This is a genomic window from Olleya sp. KJ81-1 (assembly GCF_055808135.1).
In genome coordinates this window covers 1,506,893-1,522,409 of record NZ_CM147854.1, presented here as the reverse complement: position 1 = coordinate 1,522,409, position 15,517 = coordinate 1,506,893, and the positions used below count along the sequence as shown (strand labels likewise).

General features: G+C 31.3%; 17 protein-coding genes, 1 tRNA gene and 1 pseudogene. 5 read left to right on the top strand and 14 right to left on the bottom strand.

Annotation, left to right across the window (positions count from 1 at the left end):
• Window positions 1-2: 2 nt before the first annotated feature.
• From AC0L3M_RS07280 to AC0L3M_RS07265, 4 genes are read left to right on the top strand one after another with little or no spacing between them, the layout of a single operon-like run.
• Window positions 3-830 (top strand): rhomboid family intramembrane serine protease, encoded by an 828-nt coding sequence (locus AC0L3M_RS07280; RefSeq protein ID WP_292949561.1) that lies wholly within the window; start codon window positions 3-5, stop codon window positions 828-830.
• 2 nt (window positions 831-832) lie between these two features.
• Window positions 833-1,690: a rhomboid family intramembrane serine protease gene (locus AC0L3M_RS07275; protein ID WP_473432363.1), complete on the top strand. Its 858-nt coding sequence runs from the start codon at window positions 833-835 to the stop codon at window positions 1,688-1,690.
• A gap of 16 nt (window positions 1,691-1,706) precedes the next feature.
• Window positions 1,707-2,537 carry an exonuclease/endonuclease/phosphatase family protein gene (locus AC0L3M_RS07270; RefSeq protein ID WP_473432362.1) on the top strand — a complete coding sequence of 277 codons (831 nt, stop codon included), beginning with the start codon at window positions 1,707-1,709 and terminating at the stop codon, window positions 2,535-2,537.
• Complete coding sequence (locus AC0L3M_RS07265; protein ID WP_473432484.1) at window positions 2,444-2,722, top strand: endonuclease/exonuclease/phosphatase family protein; 279 nt, start codon at window positions 2,444-2,446, stop codon at window positions 2,720-2,722. The genes AC0L3M_RS07270 and AC0L3M_RS07265 overlap by 94 nt, the downstream gene beginning before the upstream one ends.
• Before the next feature lie 38 nt (window positions 2,723-2,760).
• Here the strand turns inward: AC0L3M_RS07265 and AC0L3M_RS07260 are convergent, their stop codons facing one another.
• The 13 genes and pseudogenes from AC0L3M_RS07260 to udk all read right to left on the bottom strand — a co-directional run bounded on the left by AC0L3M_RS07260 (window position 2,761) and on the right by udk (window position 14,510).
• Window positions 2,761-3,072: a DUF6122 family protein gene (locus AC0L3M_RS07260; RefSeq protein ID WP_473432361.1), complete on the bottom strand. Its 312-nt coding sequence runs from the start codon at window positions 3,070-3,072 to the stop codon at window positions 2,761-2,763.
• Window positions 3,073-3,690 carry a WbqC family protein gene (locus tag AC0L3M_RS07255; RefSeq protein ID WP_473432360.1) on the bottom strand — a complete coding sequence of 206 codons (618 nt, stop codon included), beginning with the start codon at window positions 3,688-3,690 and terminating at the stop codon, window positions 3,073-3,075. It lies immediately after the preceding gene.
• Between the two features lie 26 nt (window positions 3,691-3,716).
• Window positions 3,717-5,407 (bottom strand): annotated as a pseudogene (gene lepB / locus AC0L3M_RS07250) (signal peptidase I).
• A 75-nt stretch (window positions 5,408-5,482) separates the two neighbouring features.
• The gene (gene dapB / locus AC0L3M_RS07245) at window positions 5,483-6,187 is read right to left on the bottom strand and encodes a 4-hydroxy-tetrahydrodipicolinate reductase (RefSeq protein ID WP_473432359.1); all 705 of its coding nucleotides are present in this window, start codon (window positions 6,185-6,187) and stop codon (window positions 5,483-5,485) included.
• Between the two features lie 14 nt (window positions 6,188-6,201).
• Window positions 6,202-6,843, bottom strand: coding sequence for a DUF5683 domain-containing protein (locus AC0L3M_RS07240; protein ID WP_292949540.1), 642 nt, complete (start codon window positions 6,841-6,843; stop codon window positions 6,202-6,204).
• Window positions 6,833-7,741 carry a ParB/RepB/Spo0J family partition protein gene (locus AC0L3M_RS07235; protein ID WP_145002343.1) on the bottom strand — a complete coding sequence of 303 codons (909 nt, stop codon included), beginning with the start codon at window positions 7,739-7,741 and terminating at the stop codon, window positions 6,833-6,835. Before AC0L3M_RS07235 ends, AC0L3M_RS07240 begins: the two co-directional genes overlap by 11 nt.
• 3 nt (window positions 7,742-7,744) lie before the next feature.
• Window positions 7,745-8,509, bottom strand: coding sequence for a ParA family protein (locus tag AC0L3M_RS07230; protein ID WP_473432358.1), 765 nt, complete (start codon window positions 8,507-8,509; stop codon window positions 7,745-7,747).
• Window positions 8,510-8,801: 292 nt separating this feature from the next.
• On the bottom strand, window positions 8,802-9,392 hold the full coding sequence (locus AC0L3M_RS07225; protein WP_473432357.1) for a hypothetical protein: 591 nt from the start codon (window positions 9,390-9,392) through the stop codon (window positions 8,802-8,804).
• Window positions 9,393-9,398: 6 nt separating this feature from the next.
• On the bottom strand, window positions 9,399-11,522 hold the full coding sequence (gene scpA, locus AC0L3M_RS07220) for a methylmalonyl-CoA mutase (protein ID WP_473432356.1): 2,124 nt from the start codon (window positions 11,520-11,522) through the stop codon (window positions 9,399-9,401).
• A gap of 59 nt (window positions 11,523-11,581) precedes the next feature.
• On the bottom strand, window positions 11,582-12,265 hold the full coding sequence (locus tag AC0L3M_RS07215; RefSeq protein ID WP_473432355.1) for a hypothetical protein: 684 nt from the start codon (window positions 12,263-12,265) through the stop codon (window positions 11,582-11,584).
• Between the two features lie 14 nt (window positions 12,266-12,279).
• On the bottom strand, window positions 12,280-13,602 hold the full coding sequence (locus AC0L3M_RS07210) for a methylmalonyl-CoA mutase subunit beta (protein ID WP_473432354.1): 1,323 nt from the start codon (window positions 13,600-13,602) through the stop codon (window positions 12,280-12,282).
• Complete coding sequence (locus tag AC0L3M_RS07205) at window positions 13,595-13,888, bottom strand: FtsB family cell division protein (protein ID WP_473432353.1); 294 nt, start codon at window positions 13,886-13,888, stop codon at window positions 13,595-13,597. Before AC0L3M_RS07205 ends, AC0L3M_RS07210 begins: the two co-directional genes overlap by 8 nt.
• 13 nt (window positions 13,889-13,901) lie before the next feature.
• Window positions 13,902-14,510: a uridine kinase gene (gene udk, locus AC0L3M_RS07200; protein ID WP_145002328.1), complete on the bottom strand. Its 609-nt coding sequence runs from the start codon at window positions 14,508-14,510 to the stop codon at window positions 13,902-13,904.
• 325 nt (window positions 14,511-14,835) lie between these two features.
• On the opposite strand from udk, the gene AC0L3M_RS07195 reads away from it, so the two are divergent.
• A tRNA-Pro gene (locus tag AC0L3M_RS07195) sits at window positions 14,836-14,913 on the top strand.
• Window positions 14,914-14,944: 31 nt separating this feature from the next.
• On the opposite strand, the gene AC0L3M_RS07190 is transcribed toward AC0L3M_RS07195, so the two are convergent.
• Window positions 14,945-15,430 (bottom strand): hypothetical protein, encoded by a 486-nt coding sequence (locus tag AC0L3M_RS07190; protein WP_473432352.1) that lies wholly within the window; start codon window positions 15,428-15,430, stop codon window positions 14,945-14,947.
• Window positions 15,431-15,517 lie beyond the last annotated feature (87 nt).

Here is a 15,517-nt window from a genome sequence, read left to right as displayed (position 1 = left end):
GTATGATGAGAATAACAGATACTGTAAAACATTTAATAATCATAAACGTACTTATGTTTGTAGGTACAATGACTGTTGGAGATGGTCGTTTGTTTTATGATTTATTTGCAATGCATTTTCCTGCAAGTGATGCTTTTAAGCCTTGGCAAGTAGTAACGCATATGTTTATGCATGGTGGATTTACACATCTATTATTTAATATGTTTGCATTATGGATGTTTGGAGGTCCAGTTGAACAACGTTTAGGTCGAAATAAATTTTTGTTTATTTACTTTTCTGCTGGTTTAGGAGCTGTATTGTTCCAATTAGCAGGTTATTATTGGGATTATCTTCCTGCTTTAAAAAGTTTAATGGAGTCTGGTTTAAGTAAAACCGCTATTAATGATATTATTAATTTTAATATTTTAGATGGTAACCAATACACAGGACAACTTTTACAAGAACAACTAACCGTGTATTTAGCAGATAATAATATTAGCGCAAGTGTAATTAATCAGGCGTCTTATCAGGCATTATTTGAGACTAATGTATTAATCCACAATAGTACAATGGTTGGAGCATCAGGTTGTATTATGGGTGTTTTAGCAGCTTTTGGTATGATGAATCCAAACGCAGAGTTAATGATGATTTTCTTACCTATACCTATTAAAGCTAAATATTTTATTCCAGGAATTATACTATTGGATGTAATATCAGCGTTTACTGGTCAATCCTTTTTTAGCCCAAGCAATACAGCGTACTTGGCTCACGTTGGTGGTGCAATTATAGGGTTTATAATTATGTGGTATTGGCGTAAAACACAATTTAATAAAAACCGTTGGGATAGATAAAGATGAATCAAATAGAGCAACTTAAATATAAATATGCAAGACTTAATGTCTTAGAAAAAATTATAGCACTAAATGTTATTATTTTTCTATTTGCTGCTTTGTTTAGAAAGGTTATACCTGGTTTTTTTTCATGGATATATTTGCCTAGTAATTTTTGGGCTTTTTTAAGTAAACCATGGACTATAGTTAGTTATGGTTTTTTACATTTTGATTTTTTACACCTATTATTTAACATGTTATGGCTTTATTTTTTAGGACGTATGATGTTAAATCTGTTTAGTCCTAAAATGGCTTTAAATATCTATTTTATGGGTATTATAACAGGAGGATTAGTCTTTTTGTTAGGCTATAATATTTTTCCTAATATATTTACTGCTAATGCTTATGTTTTAGGTGCTTCAGCAGGTGTTAGAGCATTACTTATTTTTATCTGTGCTTATATGCCCAACAAGGATATAAGGTTTTTTACGTTTAATCTTAAATTATGGTGGATTGGAGCAGTACTTATAGGTCTTGACATTTTAGGTATTGTAAACGGAAATAACCAAGGTGGTAGTTTAGCGCATCTTGGAGGTGCTATTTTAGGTTATGTATATGCTAAACAATTAGTCAAAGGTCAAGATATTGGAACTGGATTTGGACGTTTTATGGATTGGTTTAGTGTGTTATTTAAAGCTAAACAAAAAGTAAAAATGAAAACGGTTCATAAAAAAAGTAAAGTAGCAGGTTATAAAAAAGAAGAGTTTAATCAATTTAATAACCAGAAAAAAATTGATACTATTTTAGACAAAATAAGTAAAAGTGGATATGATAGTTTGTCTAAAGAAGAAAAAGAATATCTATTTAAAGCAGGAAAGTAGTCACTAATTAGTGTATATGAAAAACTTAAGATTTTTCGAAAAAGTTGTCTTTATCATCAATTCCATTGTGGCTTTTTTGTTACTACTCTCTTATGTTTTACCTAACATTCCTCCAAAAACCTTTGCAATACTTTCAGTTTTAAGTTTAGGCGTTCCTTTATTAATATTGCTTAACGTTTTATTTTTTGTGTATTGGTTGTTTAAAATCAAAAAGCAACTGTTATTATCACTTGTAGTTATTTCTATTGGTTATTTTTTATTTGGATCGTTATATAAATTTTCTAATTGGGAAGAAGACGATGCTGAAAGTTTGTCTATAATGAATTATAACGTCCGTTTATTTAATCTTTATGATTGGATACCAGAAAAGGATATAGATTTAAAGTTAGTTCAATTTGTTAAGGAGCAAAGTCCGCAAATTTTATGTATTCAAGAGTATCATCCTCAGGATAATATTGATTTCTCGTTTTATAAATATAATTATCAAAAACTAGAAGGTAAAAAAACTAAATTAGGTCAAGCTATTTTTTCTCAATATCCAATTATTAATTCGGGTTCTGTTAATTTTCCTAATACAGCCAATAATGCCATATTTGCTGATATAGTTAAAGGTAAAGATACCGTCAGAGTGTATAATTTACATCTTCAATCGCTAAGGATTGATCCTAGAGTTCAAAGCTTAACGACCGAAAATTCTGAAAAATTATTAAACGGAATCGGAAAGACCTTCAAGCTTCAACAAACGCAAACCGAATTGTTTTTAGAGCACAAGAAAAAAGTCCTTATAAAGTCATTATTTCTGGAGACTTTAATAATTCTGCTTTTTCATATGTTTACAATGCTATAAAGGATGATATGAAAGACACCTTTAAGCAACAGGGTAATGGTTTTGGACGTTCTTATAATTTTAAATTTTTTCCGTTAAGGATAGACTTTATATTAGTAGATAAATCATGGACAGTCAATAGTTTTAAGACCTTTGATGTGGAGTTTTCGGACCATTATCCAATAATGACTAAAGTTAGTTTTTAACTATTGTAACTATTAAGCTAAGGCATGATTAAGTATGACTAAGTCATCATCATGCAATCCGTAAAGTCGGCAATAATATGTATAACCAATCCTAATCCAATAATCCTTGTCTTTTTAGGTATTAGTAATGCCATATAAACAATAATCGCATAGTAGGAGTGTAGTGGATGGAAATTAATACTACATCTATTAGGTGCAAAAATAGGAGTGGCTAATAAATGGTCTAAGTCAATTAGCATACCAAGTAGCATAATCCCTAAAGCGTACTTCCATTGTTTTTTAAAAAATAGTAAAGCAACGATTACAGGTGCTATAAAATGAATGCCATAATGTATAATGTCTTTATACATTTAAGGTTGTATTTGGCTTTCTAAATAGGGTAGTGCGTTTGTACCTTCATTAAATAACAAGTCTAAAATACTTAAATTATTAATGTAGCCATGCTTTTCTGTAAACACTTGGTTGTAAGTTTCAAATACATTAGGCTGTTCTTGCCTAGCATTTGTTAAAAAGCGTAAATCGGTAAGTGTTTTTGGTTCTTTTTCAAATGTTGTTGTAAATTTTGGTGTAATATCCAATTGTAAACACTCAGTAATAACCTCAAAACATTTTAAATTATGATCAAATATAAATTCTGACTTTAATTTAAAAAGTGGTTGTAATTCATCTGCATAAAACTCAAAAAAAGGTGACGTACGATAAGCAGACTCTAAACTTTTCCAGTGTAATAACTGCCATTTTTCGCGATCACTTATTTTTACATCCTTGTATAACTGACGTGCTTTATGACTATGAATAACAGGAACGCTTAATTGTAGCTTTCCATTTGCAGCGTATATATAGGCTCTGTTTCTGTAAGACTGTTTTTGATAGTTATCATTAATTTCAAACGTTACACTATTAGCATTTGCTATAGCAGTAAACTGAGCAACGCTTGGAAAATAGGTAGGATGAAGTAATATGTCCATTAATTAGTACAATCTATTAATATTGACTACGCTTTTTTACGTTTTCTGTATTTATTAAATCCATAGACTAAACCTAATAATACTAAAAACGGAATGAAATATGAGGTTAATTTTCCATTACCACCAACAGTAGTAAATAATCTATTCCAACGTATTTTGTTAATACCTTTAGCGTTAGAGTCCCAGCTCATCCAAACTAATACAGGTTTTCCAACGACATGGTCAAACGGTACAAATCCCCACATTCTGGCATCTTGTGAGTTGTGTCTATTATCTCCCATCATCCAATAATAATCTTCAGTAAAAGTATAAGAGTCTACAACCTTGTCATTAATTAATATTTGGTTACCGTTTACTTTAAGTGTATTTCCTTCATAGGCTGTAATAGCACGTTTGTAAAGTGGTAAATTGTCTAAAGTAAGTGCAATAGTTTTTCCTGCTTCAGGAATATATAATGGGCCAAAAAAGTCACGATTCCATGTATAACCTGGTGATTTAGGAAAAATGTTTTCGGTTGTACTATTTGATAGGTCTTTAGTTACCGTTAAAACATCTGGATCGCTAGTCATTATATTAGCTAAATCCTCTGTTAAGTTAACATAAAGTGCTTTTTCAGCAATTTCTAATTTTAATAAATCGAATGATTTTTGATCTAAATTTGATAAAAACCTAACCTCAGTCGAGTCCTGTTTAAGGACTTCTGTTCCAATCTTTTTAACTTTTAAGTAATTTTGAAACTCAGGTTTGTTCCAGTTATCAGTAGGTGTTTTAAATACGTAACGTTCATAATTTTCTGTGATACCATATTTTTGGTAAATGGACTCAGCAGAAACATCGTTAAGAATAACTTTATAAAAAAACTGTAATTTAGCTCTGTCTGGTAATTCGTTTTTCTTACCATTTATGTATACATAACCATCTTTAATTGATAATGTATCACCTGGTAATCCAACACAACGTTTTACGTAATTAGTCTTTTTATCTACTGGTTTATATCTAATACCACCATTTTCATTATTAATATCAACTAGAGTATCTACAGGCCAATTAAAAACTACAATATCGTTACGTTTTATAGATTGAAATGCAGGAAATCTAAATTTAGGTAGTTGTGGGAATTTAAAATATGAAGGTGTTGATGTTCCAGGAATAGCGTCATGAATCATTGGTAAAGCAACAGTTGTTTCTGGCGTACGTGCACCATAGTGTACTTTACTAACAAATAAGAAATCACCAACTAATAATGTTTTTTCTAAAGAGGACGTAGGAATAACAAAAGGTTGTATAAAATAAGTATGTACAATAGTAGCAGCTACAACCGCAAATAATATAGAACTTACCCAGTCACCTAACTCTGTTCTTGGTTGTAAACTTCGGTCTTTAACGTGATGTAGGTCTTTGGCAGCATAGTTTAAATAAAAGCTATAAAAACCTAATGTAAATATGGCTAAAAAAGTATCTAGTGCAGTATTTTTTTAAAACTTCTAGCAATTTCTACCCAAACTACCGGAAACAAAATTAAGTTAACAATAGGTAAAAACAGTAAAATGGTCCACCACCAAGGTCTATTTATAATTTTCATTAAAATAACAGCATTATACACAGGTATAAAGGCTTCCCAAGCTTGTCTTCCTGCCTTAATGTATAGTTTCCAAGTAGCTAAACCATGTAAAATTTGTATGACAAAGAAAAATATAATCCACTGTGTTACGTCCATATTATTTTTATTAAGGTAGTTGTCTAAAAGACTTTGGTTAGTTGTTAGTTACAAATGTTGTTAAAAATAATAAAGTTACCCAATATTTAACACATCTTTCATAGTAAATACGCCAGTTTTATCAATTATCCACTCAGCAGCAATCACTGCACCAAGAGCAAAACCTTGCCTATTATGTGCTTCGTGCTCAATTTTTATGGTATCAATTGGGCTATTATAACTTATCGTGTGCGTTCCTGGTACATCTGTAATACGTTTTGCCTGTATTGCAATACTCTGTTGGTCTTTAGCTTTTTCTAAATCCCATCTCGTGTAAGCCTTATTATTTTGTATGATACCTTCGGCTAAAGTAATTGCAGTTCCACTTGGAGCATCTAGTTTTTGTGTGTGGTGTATTTCTTCAATATCAACTTTATAATCTTCTAATTTAGCCATCATTTTAGCTAAGTATTGATTAAGTTCAAAAAAGATGTTAACGCCTAAACTAAAATTAGAAGCATAAATAAAAGCCCCTTTTTGTTTTTCGCAAAGCGAAACTATAGCGTTGTATTTTTCTAACCATCCTGTGGTACCAGATATTACAGGTACATTATGGTTTATACAATTACTAATGTTATTGTAAGCAGCAGATGGGACACTAAAGTCAATAGCAACATCTGCAGTCGTAATATCGTAATCTTTATCTTGAGACGTTTTGATTACTATGATGTGCCCACGTTGTAAAGCAATAGCTTCTATTGCTTTTCCCATCCTACCATAGCCTAGTAAAGCGATTTTCATGAAATAGTATTTAATTAAAATTGAAAATTTAAAGATAGACCAACGCGTCCAACGTTATCAAATTCTTCAATTTTATAATGCGGTCTTAAACTTAAGTCATTACTAATGTTATATTGAAGCAAGTGCGCGTCAACATTGGCATCTATAATATTTAAAGCGTATAATCCAAAGGTAACTAGTAAGGATAGCTCTTTGTTTCTTCTATAATTTTTTTGTGCTTCACGCAAACCATCATCGGTTAGCCTGTTCTGGAACTCGTCATCACTAAAACCAGCCAATCTTCTTTTATAAGCATCTCTTACACGATTATATTGCTTGTTATTGTCAATATAAAAATAGACACCTGTCCCAATAGCAGCGTACACAATAGGAATTTTCCAGTACTTACCATTGTAAGCCTGACCTAAACCAGGTAATATTGCAGAGTAAAAAGCAGCTTTAGATGGAGCTAATGGGTCATACGCTTTAACTTGTTTTAAAACAGTTGAGTCGATTATGACAGCTTTTTCTTTTTTATTTTTCTTCCTTGTTTTTAATACTTTGGTATCAGGTACGCTTTCTATTTCTACTTTCGTAGAATCAGAGCCTTCTTGCGCAAAAGATAGTGCACAAATGAAACAACATATAATAACAAGTATGTGTGACTTATTTATCACCTTCTACTAACTTTTTAATACGATTAAAATCCTCTTCAGAATGAAACGGAATGGTAATTTTCCCTTTTCCATTACTAGCTACTTTAACGTCTATTTTGTGTCCAAAGTATTCAGAAAAAGCAACGACACCTTTTTTAACATATTTTGGTAATTCTTCTGCTTCTTTTTTAACAGGCGTCTTAACCTCGTTAGTCGTATTGTAGTTTCGTACTAAAGTTTCAGTATCTCTTACAGATAATTTATTGCTTAGTATTTTTTCGTAAATTTCTAACTGTATATTTTGGTCTTCTATGTTTATAATAGCACGACCATGACCCATTGATAAAAATCCATCTCTCATACCAGTTTGGATAATTGGATCTAATTTTAATAAACGTAAATAGTTAGCAATAGTACTACGTTTTTTACCAACACGTTCGCTCATTTGCTCTTGTGTTAGTTGGATTTCGTCAATTAAACGTTGGTAACTTAAAGCAATTTCTATTGGATCTAAATCTTGACGTTGTATGTTTTCAACCAATGCCATTTCTAGGCTTTCTTGGTCATTTGCTATTCTAATATAGGCAGGTACAGTTTCTAATCCTATTAATTTTGAAGCACGAAAACGACGCTCTCCAGAGACCAATTGGTAACTTTCAAATCCTAATTTTCTAACAGTAATGGGTTGTATAATACCCAACTCTTTAATAGAAGATGCTAATTCGCGTAAAGCTTCTTCGTTAAAGTTAGTTCTAGGCTGAAATGGATTCATTTCAATAAAGTCTAAATCTAGCTCGACTATATTACCTATTACTTTGTCTGCGTTTTTATCTTTTGCAGATTGTATATCGTTTTCGGGATCTTTTAATAATGCTGAAAGTCCACGTCCTAAAGCCTGTTTTTTGGTTGCCTTCGCCATAAATTAGGAGTTTTTTGTAATAATTTCTTTAGCTAAACTTAAATAGTTACTTGCACCTTTACTAGAAGCATCATAATTTATAATGCTTTCTCCATAACTAGGTGCTTCACTTAGTTTTACGTTACGTTGTATGATGGTTTTAAAAACCATATCGTTAAAATGCTTTTGTACTTCTTCCACCACTTGATTGGATAAGCGTAAACGCGAATCGTACATGGTTAGTAATAATCCTTCAATATCTAATTCTGGATTATGTATTTTTTGAACACTTTTAACCGTATTTAATAACTTACCTAAACCTTCTAATGCAAAATACTCGCATTGGATAGGAATAATTACAGCATCTGAAGCAGTTAAAGCGTTAAGGGTTAATAGACCTAATGATGGTGCACAATCTATAAGTATATAGTCGTAATCATCTTTTATATCTTGTAATGCTTTTTTAAGCATGTATTCTCTTTGGTCCTTATCCACTAATTCAATCTCAATAGCAACTAGGTCAATATGAGCAGGGATTATATCAAGATTAGGTGTATCAGTCTTGACAATAGCTTCTCTTGCTGTATTTGTATGTTCTAATAATTGATAGGTACCAATGTTTACATTTTCAACATTAATCCCTAAACCAGATGATGCATTTGCTTGTGGATCTGCATCAATTAATAGTACTTTTTTTTCTAGAACACCTAACGATGCAGCTAAGTTAACAGAGGTTGTTGTTTTACCAACACCACCTTTTTGATTGGCAATTGCTATTATTTTACCCATTAATTTGAATTGGTTTTAATTGAAATTTAGCTTTTAACTAAAGCTAAAAGTCCAGCGTAAAAATACAATTATTTATGAGGAAATGAAATGTTAGTTGTTAACACTTAATCAAACTTTAGTGCTAGCAGTTGTAACTATTAGATAATTTGTTGATTTATAAAATTTAAAACAAAGATTTAGAATAGGTTAGGGCTTTTAACTACTTTGTTTTTTTACTAGTTATCTGATTTTTGATATCATTTAATTTTAAACAGAAATAGCTAAGAATAAGCTCATTTTTTATAAGCAACTGTTAGTCAGTGTTTAAAAAATCTTTAATTTTAGTATAATAATCTTCACCATAATATTTTAAGAATTTCCCGTTTGGTTTTATGATAATAAATGCAGAACACATTTCACGCTCAGTAAAAATATTATTTGAGAAGAAACCAGAATCCATGATGAAATTATTTTTCATAGCTACACGATCCATTAAATAAGCATCTTTAGTAAATACAAAAAAGTCTGATAAACCTTGACCTCTTGAAACTTTAGAAGACATTTTTAAATTAAATTTTAAGCTTTTTAAATAATTTGATCCATTTTCACGCATAGAAATACAGTTGTCAGCTTGTTGTCTAAAATGGATTAAAACAGCGTCTTGTGGTGAAATTTTATAAGGCAATTCTTGCTCTATTTTTTTACGGATGACTTCATATTCTTTACTTTCAATTTGCCCATAATACTCTTTAATATGACGTTTGTACTCATTATTAAAAGTTGTATTTATGTTTTTAGTTGAAACAATAGTAGCATTTGCGCTACCAGTACTATTACTACTTCCGCAAGACACTAGTACTACAAACGTAATTATAGTTATGGATAATTTTTTTAAAAGTCCCATGTGATTCTAATCTATTAAAATCTCTAAAATTTTAATCGCAGCTTCGCTAATTTTAGTTCCAGGTCCAAAAACAGCAACAGCACCAGCATCAAATAAATATTGGTAATCTTGTTTAGGAATAACACCTCCTACAATTACCATAATATCTTCGCGACCATACTTTTTAAGTTCTTCAATAACCTGAGGCACTAACGTTTTGTGTCCAGCAGCTAATGATGACACACCAAGTATGTGTACGTCATTTTCTACTGCCTGTTTTGCTGCTTCATGTGGTGTTTGAAATAATGGTCCAATATCCACATCAAAACCAACATCTGCATAACCTGTAGCTACAACTTTTGCACCACGATCATGTCCATCTTGTCCCATTTTGGCAATCATAATACGAGGTCTACGACCATCTTGCTCTGCAAATTGATCTGCCAATGCTTTTGCTTTTGCAAAAGATTTATCGTCTTTAATTTCTTTACTATACACGCCTGAAAAAGATTTAATTTGTGCTTTATAACGTCCAAAAACAGCTTCTAATGCATCACTTATTTCGCCTAAAGTAGCGCGTTCTCTAGCTGCTATTACAGCTAAAGCTAATAAATTTTCTTGACCTGTTTTGGCAGCTTCGGTTAAATTTGCTAGCGCTTTATTAACTTGGTCTGTATTTCTTTCAGCTTTAATTTTTTCTAAACCTTCTATTTGCTGTAGACGTACAGTCTGATTATCAACTTCTAAGGTTGTAATAGCATCCTCTTGGTCTAAAACATATTTATTAACACCAACAATTATATCTTGACCAGAGTCAATACGTGCTTGTTTACGTGCAGCAGCTTCTTCAATACGAAGTTTAGGTATTCCTGCTTCAATCGCTTTTGTCATACCTCCAAGTGCTTCGACTTCTTCAATTAAAGACCATGCTTTTTCTGAAATATCATGAGTTAGTTTTTCTACATAAAAACTTCCAGCCCAAGGATCTACTGTTTTTGTAATATTAGTTTCTTCTTGTAAAAATATTTGAGTGTTACGTGCAATACGTGCCGAAAAATCTGTTGGTAAAGCTATAGCTTCATCTAAAGCATTAGTGTGTAAACTTTGTGTACCACCAAATGCAGCTGCAGCTGCTTCAATAGTTGTACGCGCCACATTATTAAATGGATCTTGCTCTGTTAAGCTCCAACCACTTGTTTGACAGTGTGTACGTAAGGCTAAACTTTTTTCGTTTTTAGGATTAAATTGACTTACCATTTTTGCCCAAAGCATTCGTGCAGCGCGCATTTTGGCAATTTCCATAAAATGATTCATCCCAATTGCCCAGAAAAAGGATAGTCTAGGCGCAAAAGTGTCAATATCCATTCCTGCATCTAGTCCTTTTTTAATATATTCTAGACCATCTGCTAATGTATAAGCCAGCTCGATATCACAAGTTGCACCAGCTTCTTGCATATGGTATCCCGAAATACTTATACTATTAAATTTAGGCATATTTTTGCTAGTGTATTCAAAAATATCCGATATAATTTTCATTGAAGGCGTAGGAGGATAGATGTAAGTATTACGCACCATAAACTCCTTTAAAATATCATTTTGTATGGTTCCAGCTAATAGCTCTGGTTTAACACCTTGCTCTTCTGCAGCTACAATGTAAAACGCCATTATTGGTAATACTGCACCATTCATGGTCATAGATACAGACATTTTATCTAACGGAATTTGGTCAAATAAAACTTTCATGTCCTCAACAGAGTCTATTGCAACTCCTGCTTTACCAACGTCACCAACTACACGTTCGTGATCGGAATCGTACCCTCTGTGTGTGGCTAAATCAAATGCAACGGATAGTCCTTTTTGACCTGCTTTTAGATTACGTCTATAGAAGGCATTACTCTCTTCAGCAGTACTAAAACCTGCATATTGGCGGATGGTCCATGGTCTTCTAACATACATTGTGCTATATGGTCCACGAAGGTTTGGAGCTAATCCAGCAACAAAATCTAAATGACTAACCTCTTTTAAATCATCTTTGGTGTATTCTGATTTTACAGGTATGTCTTCAGCAGTTAAAAAAGGCGTGTTAGTTAAAGGCTTAGCACTTTTACTATCTGTTTTTAGCGTTATATGTTGAAGGTCTTTTCTGGACATTGTCTGATTATGTTTGTTGTGTTTAATAAGCTGCCATATAAATTTAAAACGTAATCGTTTTAATTATGGTTGTGACCTGTGTGATCTTCTTCCTTTTGTTGTTTTATAGGTGCATTGACAGGTCTTTTATTAAAATCTATTGGTTGATCTTTAGGTTGATTAAGAGATAAGTCAACAGTTGTAAAATCTATTGTATTAAATTTTGAATAAAACAAGTCTAATGCTATAAAAATCGCTAAGTTTGAGTCTCTAGAATAAGACGTATTGCTTCGTAATGGTGGAGCAAATATCTCAGAATTCATGCTATTTGTACTTTTTAAAGCATTTAAAGTTTGTTGTAATCCTTTGTCTTTTATACTGTCTATTATACAAGTTATAGCTGTACTATTATAATTTAAATGGTTACCATCCCATAATTCTTGTTTAGATTTTAATACATCATATACCGCTTTGGTATGTGGAGTAACGGTTTGCTCTAAAGCTGTTCTGTTTGAAATATAATTACTTATATATGCTCTATAAGCTCTTAGTTTATTTTTTGTTTTAGGATCGTATTTATTTACTATATCCTGTTCAAAAGCATACAATGCCTCACTTAATAAATCGTCATATCCAGAGTTGCAATTTACTGCTTTAGGTAGGTCTGCGTATTTAAATTCAGCTAATTTTACTTCAGCTTTTTTACAACTTACATTAAAAGTTATAATCAATACTAAGGCTATTTTAAAAATACGTGTGTTCATAATTAAGTAAAAATTTATTCGGTTTTTAATCTGTTTTGTTCTAAAGTTTCAGCAAGTCTTTTTTCTATTATAGGAATAATCAGAGTTTTTCTTGGGTTAGTTTTTAAAAACGGAAATAACTCTAATTCATCTTTCATTTTATCATCTTTATTAGGATGTTTATTAGTTCCTAATAATGTGATTTTACCATTATCAAACAAGTCTTGTTCTTTGGTTGCACTTTCTTTAATTTTTTTCTGAATAATGCCTTCTTTTAACTGAGCAATAAAACCACCATTAGCTTCAATATCTTTAAATAAGGTTAAAGCTTTTTCTGCTAACTGTGTTGTTAAGGTTTCAATATAATAACTACCATCTGATGCATTATTTACAGCGTCAAAATAGCTTTCGTTTTTTAAAATTAAAAGTTGATTACGTGCTATACGCTCTCCAAACTCGTTGTCTTTATGGTAAATGGCATCGTAAGGTAAATTAAATACTGTGTTTGCACCACCAAGTATAGCACTCATGCACTCTGTAGTAGTACGTAACATATTGGTGTTGTAATCGTAAATTGTTTTATTACGTTTGGTAGGAATAGCATTAATAATTAATTGAGCTTGGCAATTGTACTCTGCTGCTAAGGTATTATATAGCGAGCGTAAGGCTCTAAGTTTTGCTATTTCAAAAAAATAGTTAGTACCAATAGCTGTATTAAAAAACACTTTTTTTAACTCCTTACTATTGTAGGTTTTATCGTTAAAGTATTCGTTTAGGTGCGCTAGTCCGTAAGCTAATTGTTGTATAATTGAAGCACCAGCATTTTGATAAGTCGTGGTGTTAACTGTAATTTGATTTGATAAAACAAGCGCATTGTTAGTGGTTTCAAACCAATTTCCTGTAGCTGCCAAATGACCAACAGGGTCAACAATAACTTGTATGTTAGAAGCTATTGTGTTTAGGTTACTAATATATTCTGAATCTGAAAATAGTAATTCTAATTGTATTTTAGTAGCGTTTAAATCTATATTCTCAAGTGTTTTTAAAGCTGAAGTTTCTTTATTTGGAATTATAAATTTAATGGTTTCGGCACCTCTTTCAATAGCATCTATGGCTTTACTGTTAGATGCTTTTTCATTTTGAACAAAAATAATTTGACCAACAGACCATTGTTGTGGTTGTAGTTTTAAAGTATCCAACATTTCGTCTTGATGATAAAAAGGACGTACATCAATACCTTCAGTCGTTTTCCAAATTAGTGTATCGTTGTAATCAGCACCTTTTAAGTCTACTTGGATTTTTTGTTTCCAAGCTTTAGATGATACTTTTTCAAATGCAGAAAAAAGGGATTTAGTCATTGTTTTTAATTTTTAAACTGTCTTCATACTCGATGATATAAATATCTTCGTTTTCTTTTTTCATGTAATATTTTTCTCTTGCAAAAGTCTCTAAACCATCTTCTGTACTTAGTTTTTTTATAGCTTTTTTATCTTTTGCAATTTCTTTTTTATAGTAATCTTTCTCGTCTTCCAGCTTGTTGTATTCTTGGTTGACTTCGTGATGACTTATTAATGAGTTGGTGTCAAAAAAATCATCCATACACCAAAACTGATAAGGATAATTATGTATATGTTTTTGTACCACTTCATTGTATTTGTTATTGTAGTTTTTCGTTAATAATGGTCTTAACAATGTCCACTGCTACAGTATTATACTTATTGTTAGGTATTATTATGTCAGCATATTCCATCATTGGTTGTATAAACTGTTGATGCATTGGTTTTAGTGTGTTTTGATATCTTGCTAAAACCTCGTCTATATCTCTTCCTCGTTCAGTGATATCTCGTTTTAATCTTCTTATTAATCGTTCGTCGCTGTCTGCATGAACAAATATTTTAATATCAAACATTTCTCTTAGTTCAGGGTGTGTTAGTATCAAAATACCTTCCACTATCATAACTTTTCTTGGTTTTGTTTTGATGGTGTCTCCTGTTCTGTTGTGTTTTACAAATGAATATACAGGTTGTTCTATGATTTGTCCATCTTTTAAATCTTTTAGATGTTGTTCTAACAAATCAAAATCTATAGATCTTGGATGGTCAAAGTTGATTTTGATTCGTTCGTCATAAGACAAGTGGCTTGTATCTTTATAATACGAATCTTGAGAAATTATCCCAACTTCGCCTTCAGGCAACTGATTTAAAATTTGATTAACAACTGTTGTTTTTCCACAACCAGTACCTCCTGCAATTCCAATTATAAGCATATTCTATTATTAAATCTTTGGTGACAAATTTAATAATTCTAAGTTATCTAATTGGTATTTTTATAACGTATTAATTTGGTAAAGTGTTATTGTTTACGTCCTGCTGTAATTTTTTTATAAACTTTAGCTTTTGAATAATAAAATAAAGTAAAATGTTTTATAATTTTTGAATAAACTTTTAGGTTAAACGATTGATTTTTAGCTTGTTTTGGTGTTGTTGTCTTACGGTTTTAGAATTTTAATATATTTTCTGGTTTTAGTTAAAAGAAAAGATGTATATTTGCACCTCTAAAAAGGAAACCCTTTGAGGAAATGATAATCAATTCGGGGTGTAGCGTAGCCCGGTTATCGCGCCACGTTTGGGACGTGGAGGCCGCAGGTTCGAATCCTGCCACCCCGACCAAAAAAAAGCTTCAGTTTTACTGAAGCTTTTTTTATTCTAATTTTATATAATTTTCTGAATATATTCTTGAGCCATTCTCGTCCAATTCTACTTGACTAAATCTATTTTTTGACAGTATTAGTTCGTATTCAAAGGTTTTTCGAAGTTTCATTATATTATCCATAGATAATGATCCATATTCAACATGTTCAGTTAGAATATTATCATTAATGTTGTATTTACCAAAAGCAAACCATTCGGTTGAATCTGCAGGTCTTTTTTTACTCCACATAAATTTTCCATCGGTAAACAATTTAATTTGTTTTTGATTGGCATTGGAGATTGTGGAATCTTTGATTTTATCGTTGACATAGTTATAGAAGCTTACTAATTGCCATGCGCCTTGAAGATTTTTACTTTTATTGTCTGTTTTAATTTCTGTAAAATCTTTTTTGCTGGTTTCGCGGTTTATGTCACTATTATTATTACAAGAAAAAAATAGTAGCAGAATTACTGAAAGTAGTATTGTATTTTTCATAATTCGTGAATTAAGTTGTTGATTTAATACAATTTACGAAAAAAATAATGAAAACTTTTTTGTTAGTACAGAATATATTTAAACCTT

Bases quoted from the DNA above. Each gene is read 5' to 3' on its own strand.
- AC0L3M_RS07190 (WP_473432352.1), bottom strand. From the start codon at position 15,430: ATGAAAAATACAATACTACTTTCAGTAATTCTGCTACTATTTTTTTCT.
- dapB (WP_473432359.1), bottom strand. From the start codon at position 6,187: ATGAAAATCGCTTTACTAGGCTATGGTAGGATGGGAAAAGCAATAGAA.
- AC0L3M_RS07270 (WP_473432362.1), top strand. From the start codon at position 1,707: ATGAAAAACTTAAGATTTTTCGAAAAAGTTGTCTTTATCATCAATTCC.
- AC0L3M_RS07210 (WP_473432354.1), bottom strand. From the start codon at position 13,602: ATGACTAAATCCCTTTTTTCTGCATTTGAAAAAGTATCATCTAAAGCT.
- scpA (WP_473432356.1), bottom strand. From the start codon at position 11,522: ATGTCCAGAAAAGACCTTCAACATATAACGCTAAAAACAGATAGTAAA.
- AC0L3M_RS07280 (WP_292949561.1), top strand. From the start codon at position 3: ATGATGAGAATAACAGATACTGTAAAACATTTAATAATCATAAACGTA.
- AC0L3M_RS07215 (WP_473432355.1), bottom strand. From the start codon at position 12,265: ATGAACACACGTATTTTTAAAATAGCCTTAGTATTGATTATAACTTTT.
- AC0L3M_RS07275 (WP_473432363.1), top strand. From the start codon at position 833: ATGAATCAAATAGAGCAACTTAAATATAAATATGCAAGACTTAATGTC.
- AC0L3M_RS07260 (WP_473432361.1), bottom strand. From the start codon at position 3,072: ATGTATAAAGACATTATACATTATGGCATTCATTTTATAGCACCTGTA.
- AC0L3M_RS07235 (WP_145002343.1), bottom strand. From the start codon at position 7,741: ATGGCGAAGGCAACCAAAAAACAGGCTTTAGGACGTGGACTTTCAGCA.
- AC0L3M_RS07255 (WP_473432360.1), bottom strand. From the start codon at position 3,690: ATGGACATATTACTTCATCCTACCTATTTTCCAAGCGTTGCTCAGTTT.
- udk (WP_145002328.1), bottom strand. From the start codon at position 14,510: ATGCTTATAATTGGAATTGCAGGAGGTACTGGTTGTGGAAAAACAACA.
- AC0L3M_RS07230 (WP_473432358.1), bottom strand. From the start codon at position 8,509: ATGGGTAAAATAATAGCAATTGCCAATCAAAAAGGTGGTGTTGGTAAA.
- AC0L3M_RS07225 (WP_473432357.1), bottom strand. From the start codon at position 9,392: ATGGGACTTTTAAAAAAATTATCCATAACTATAATTACGTTTGTAGTA.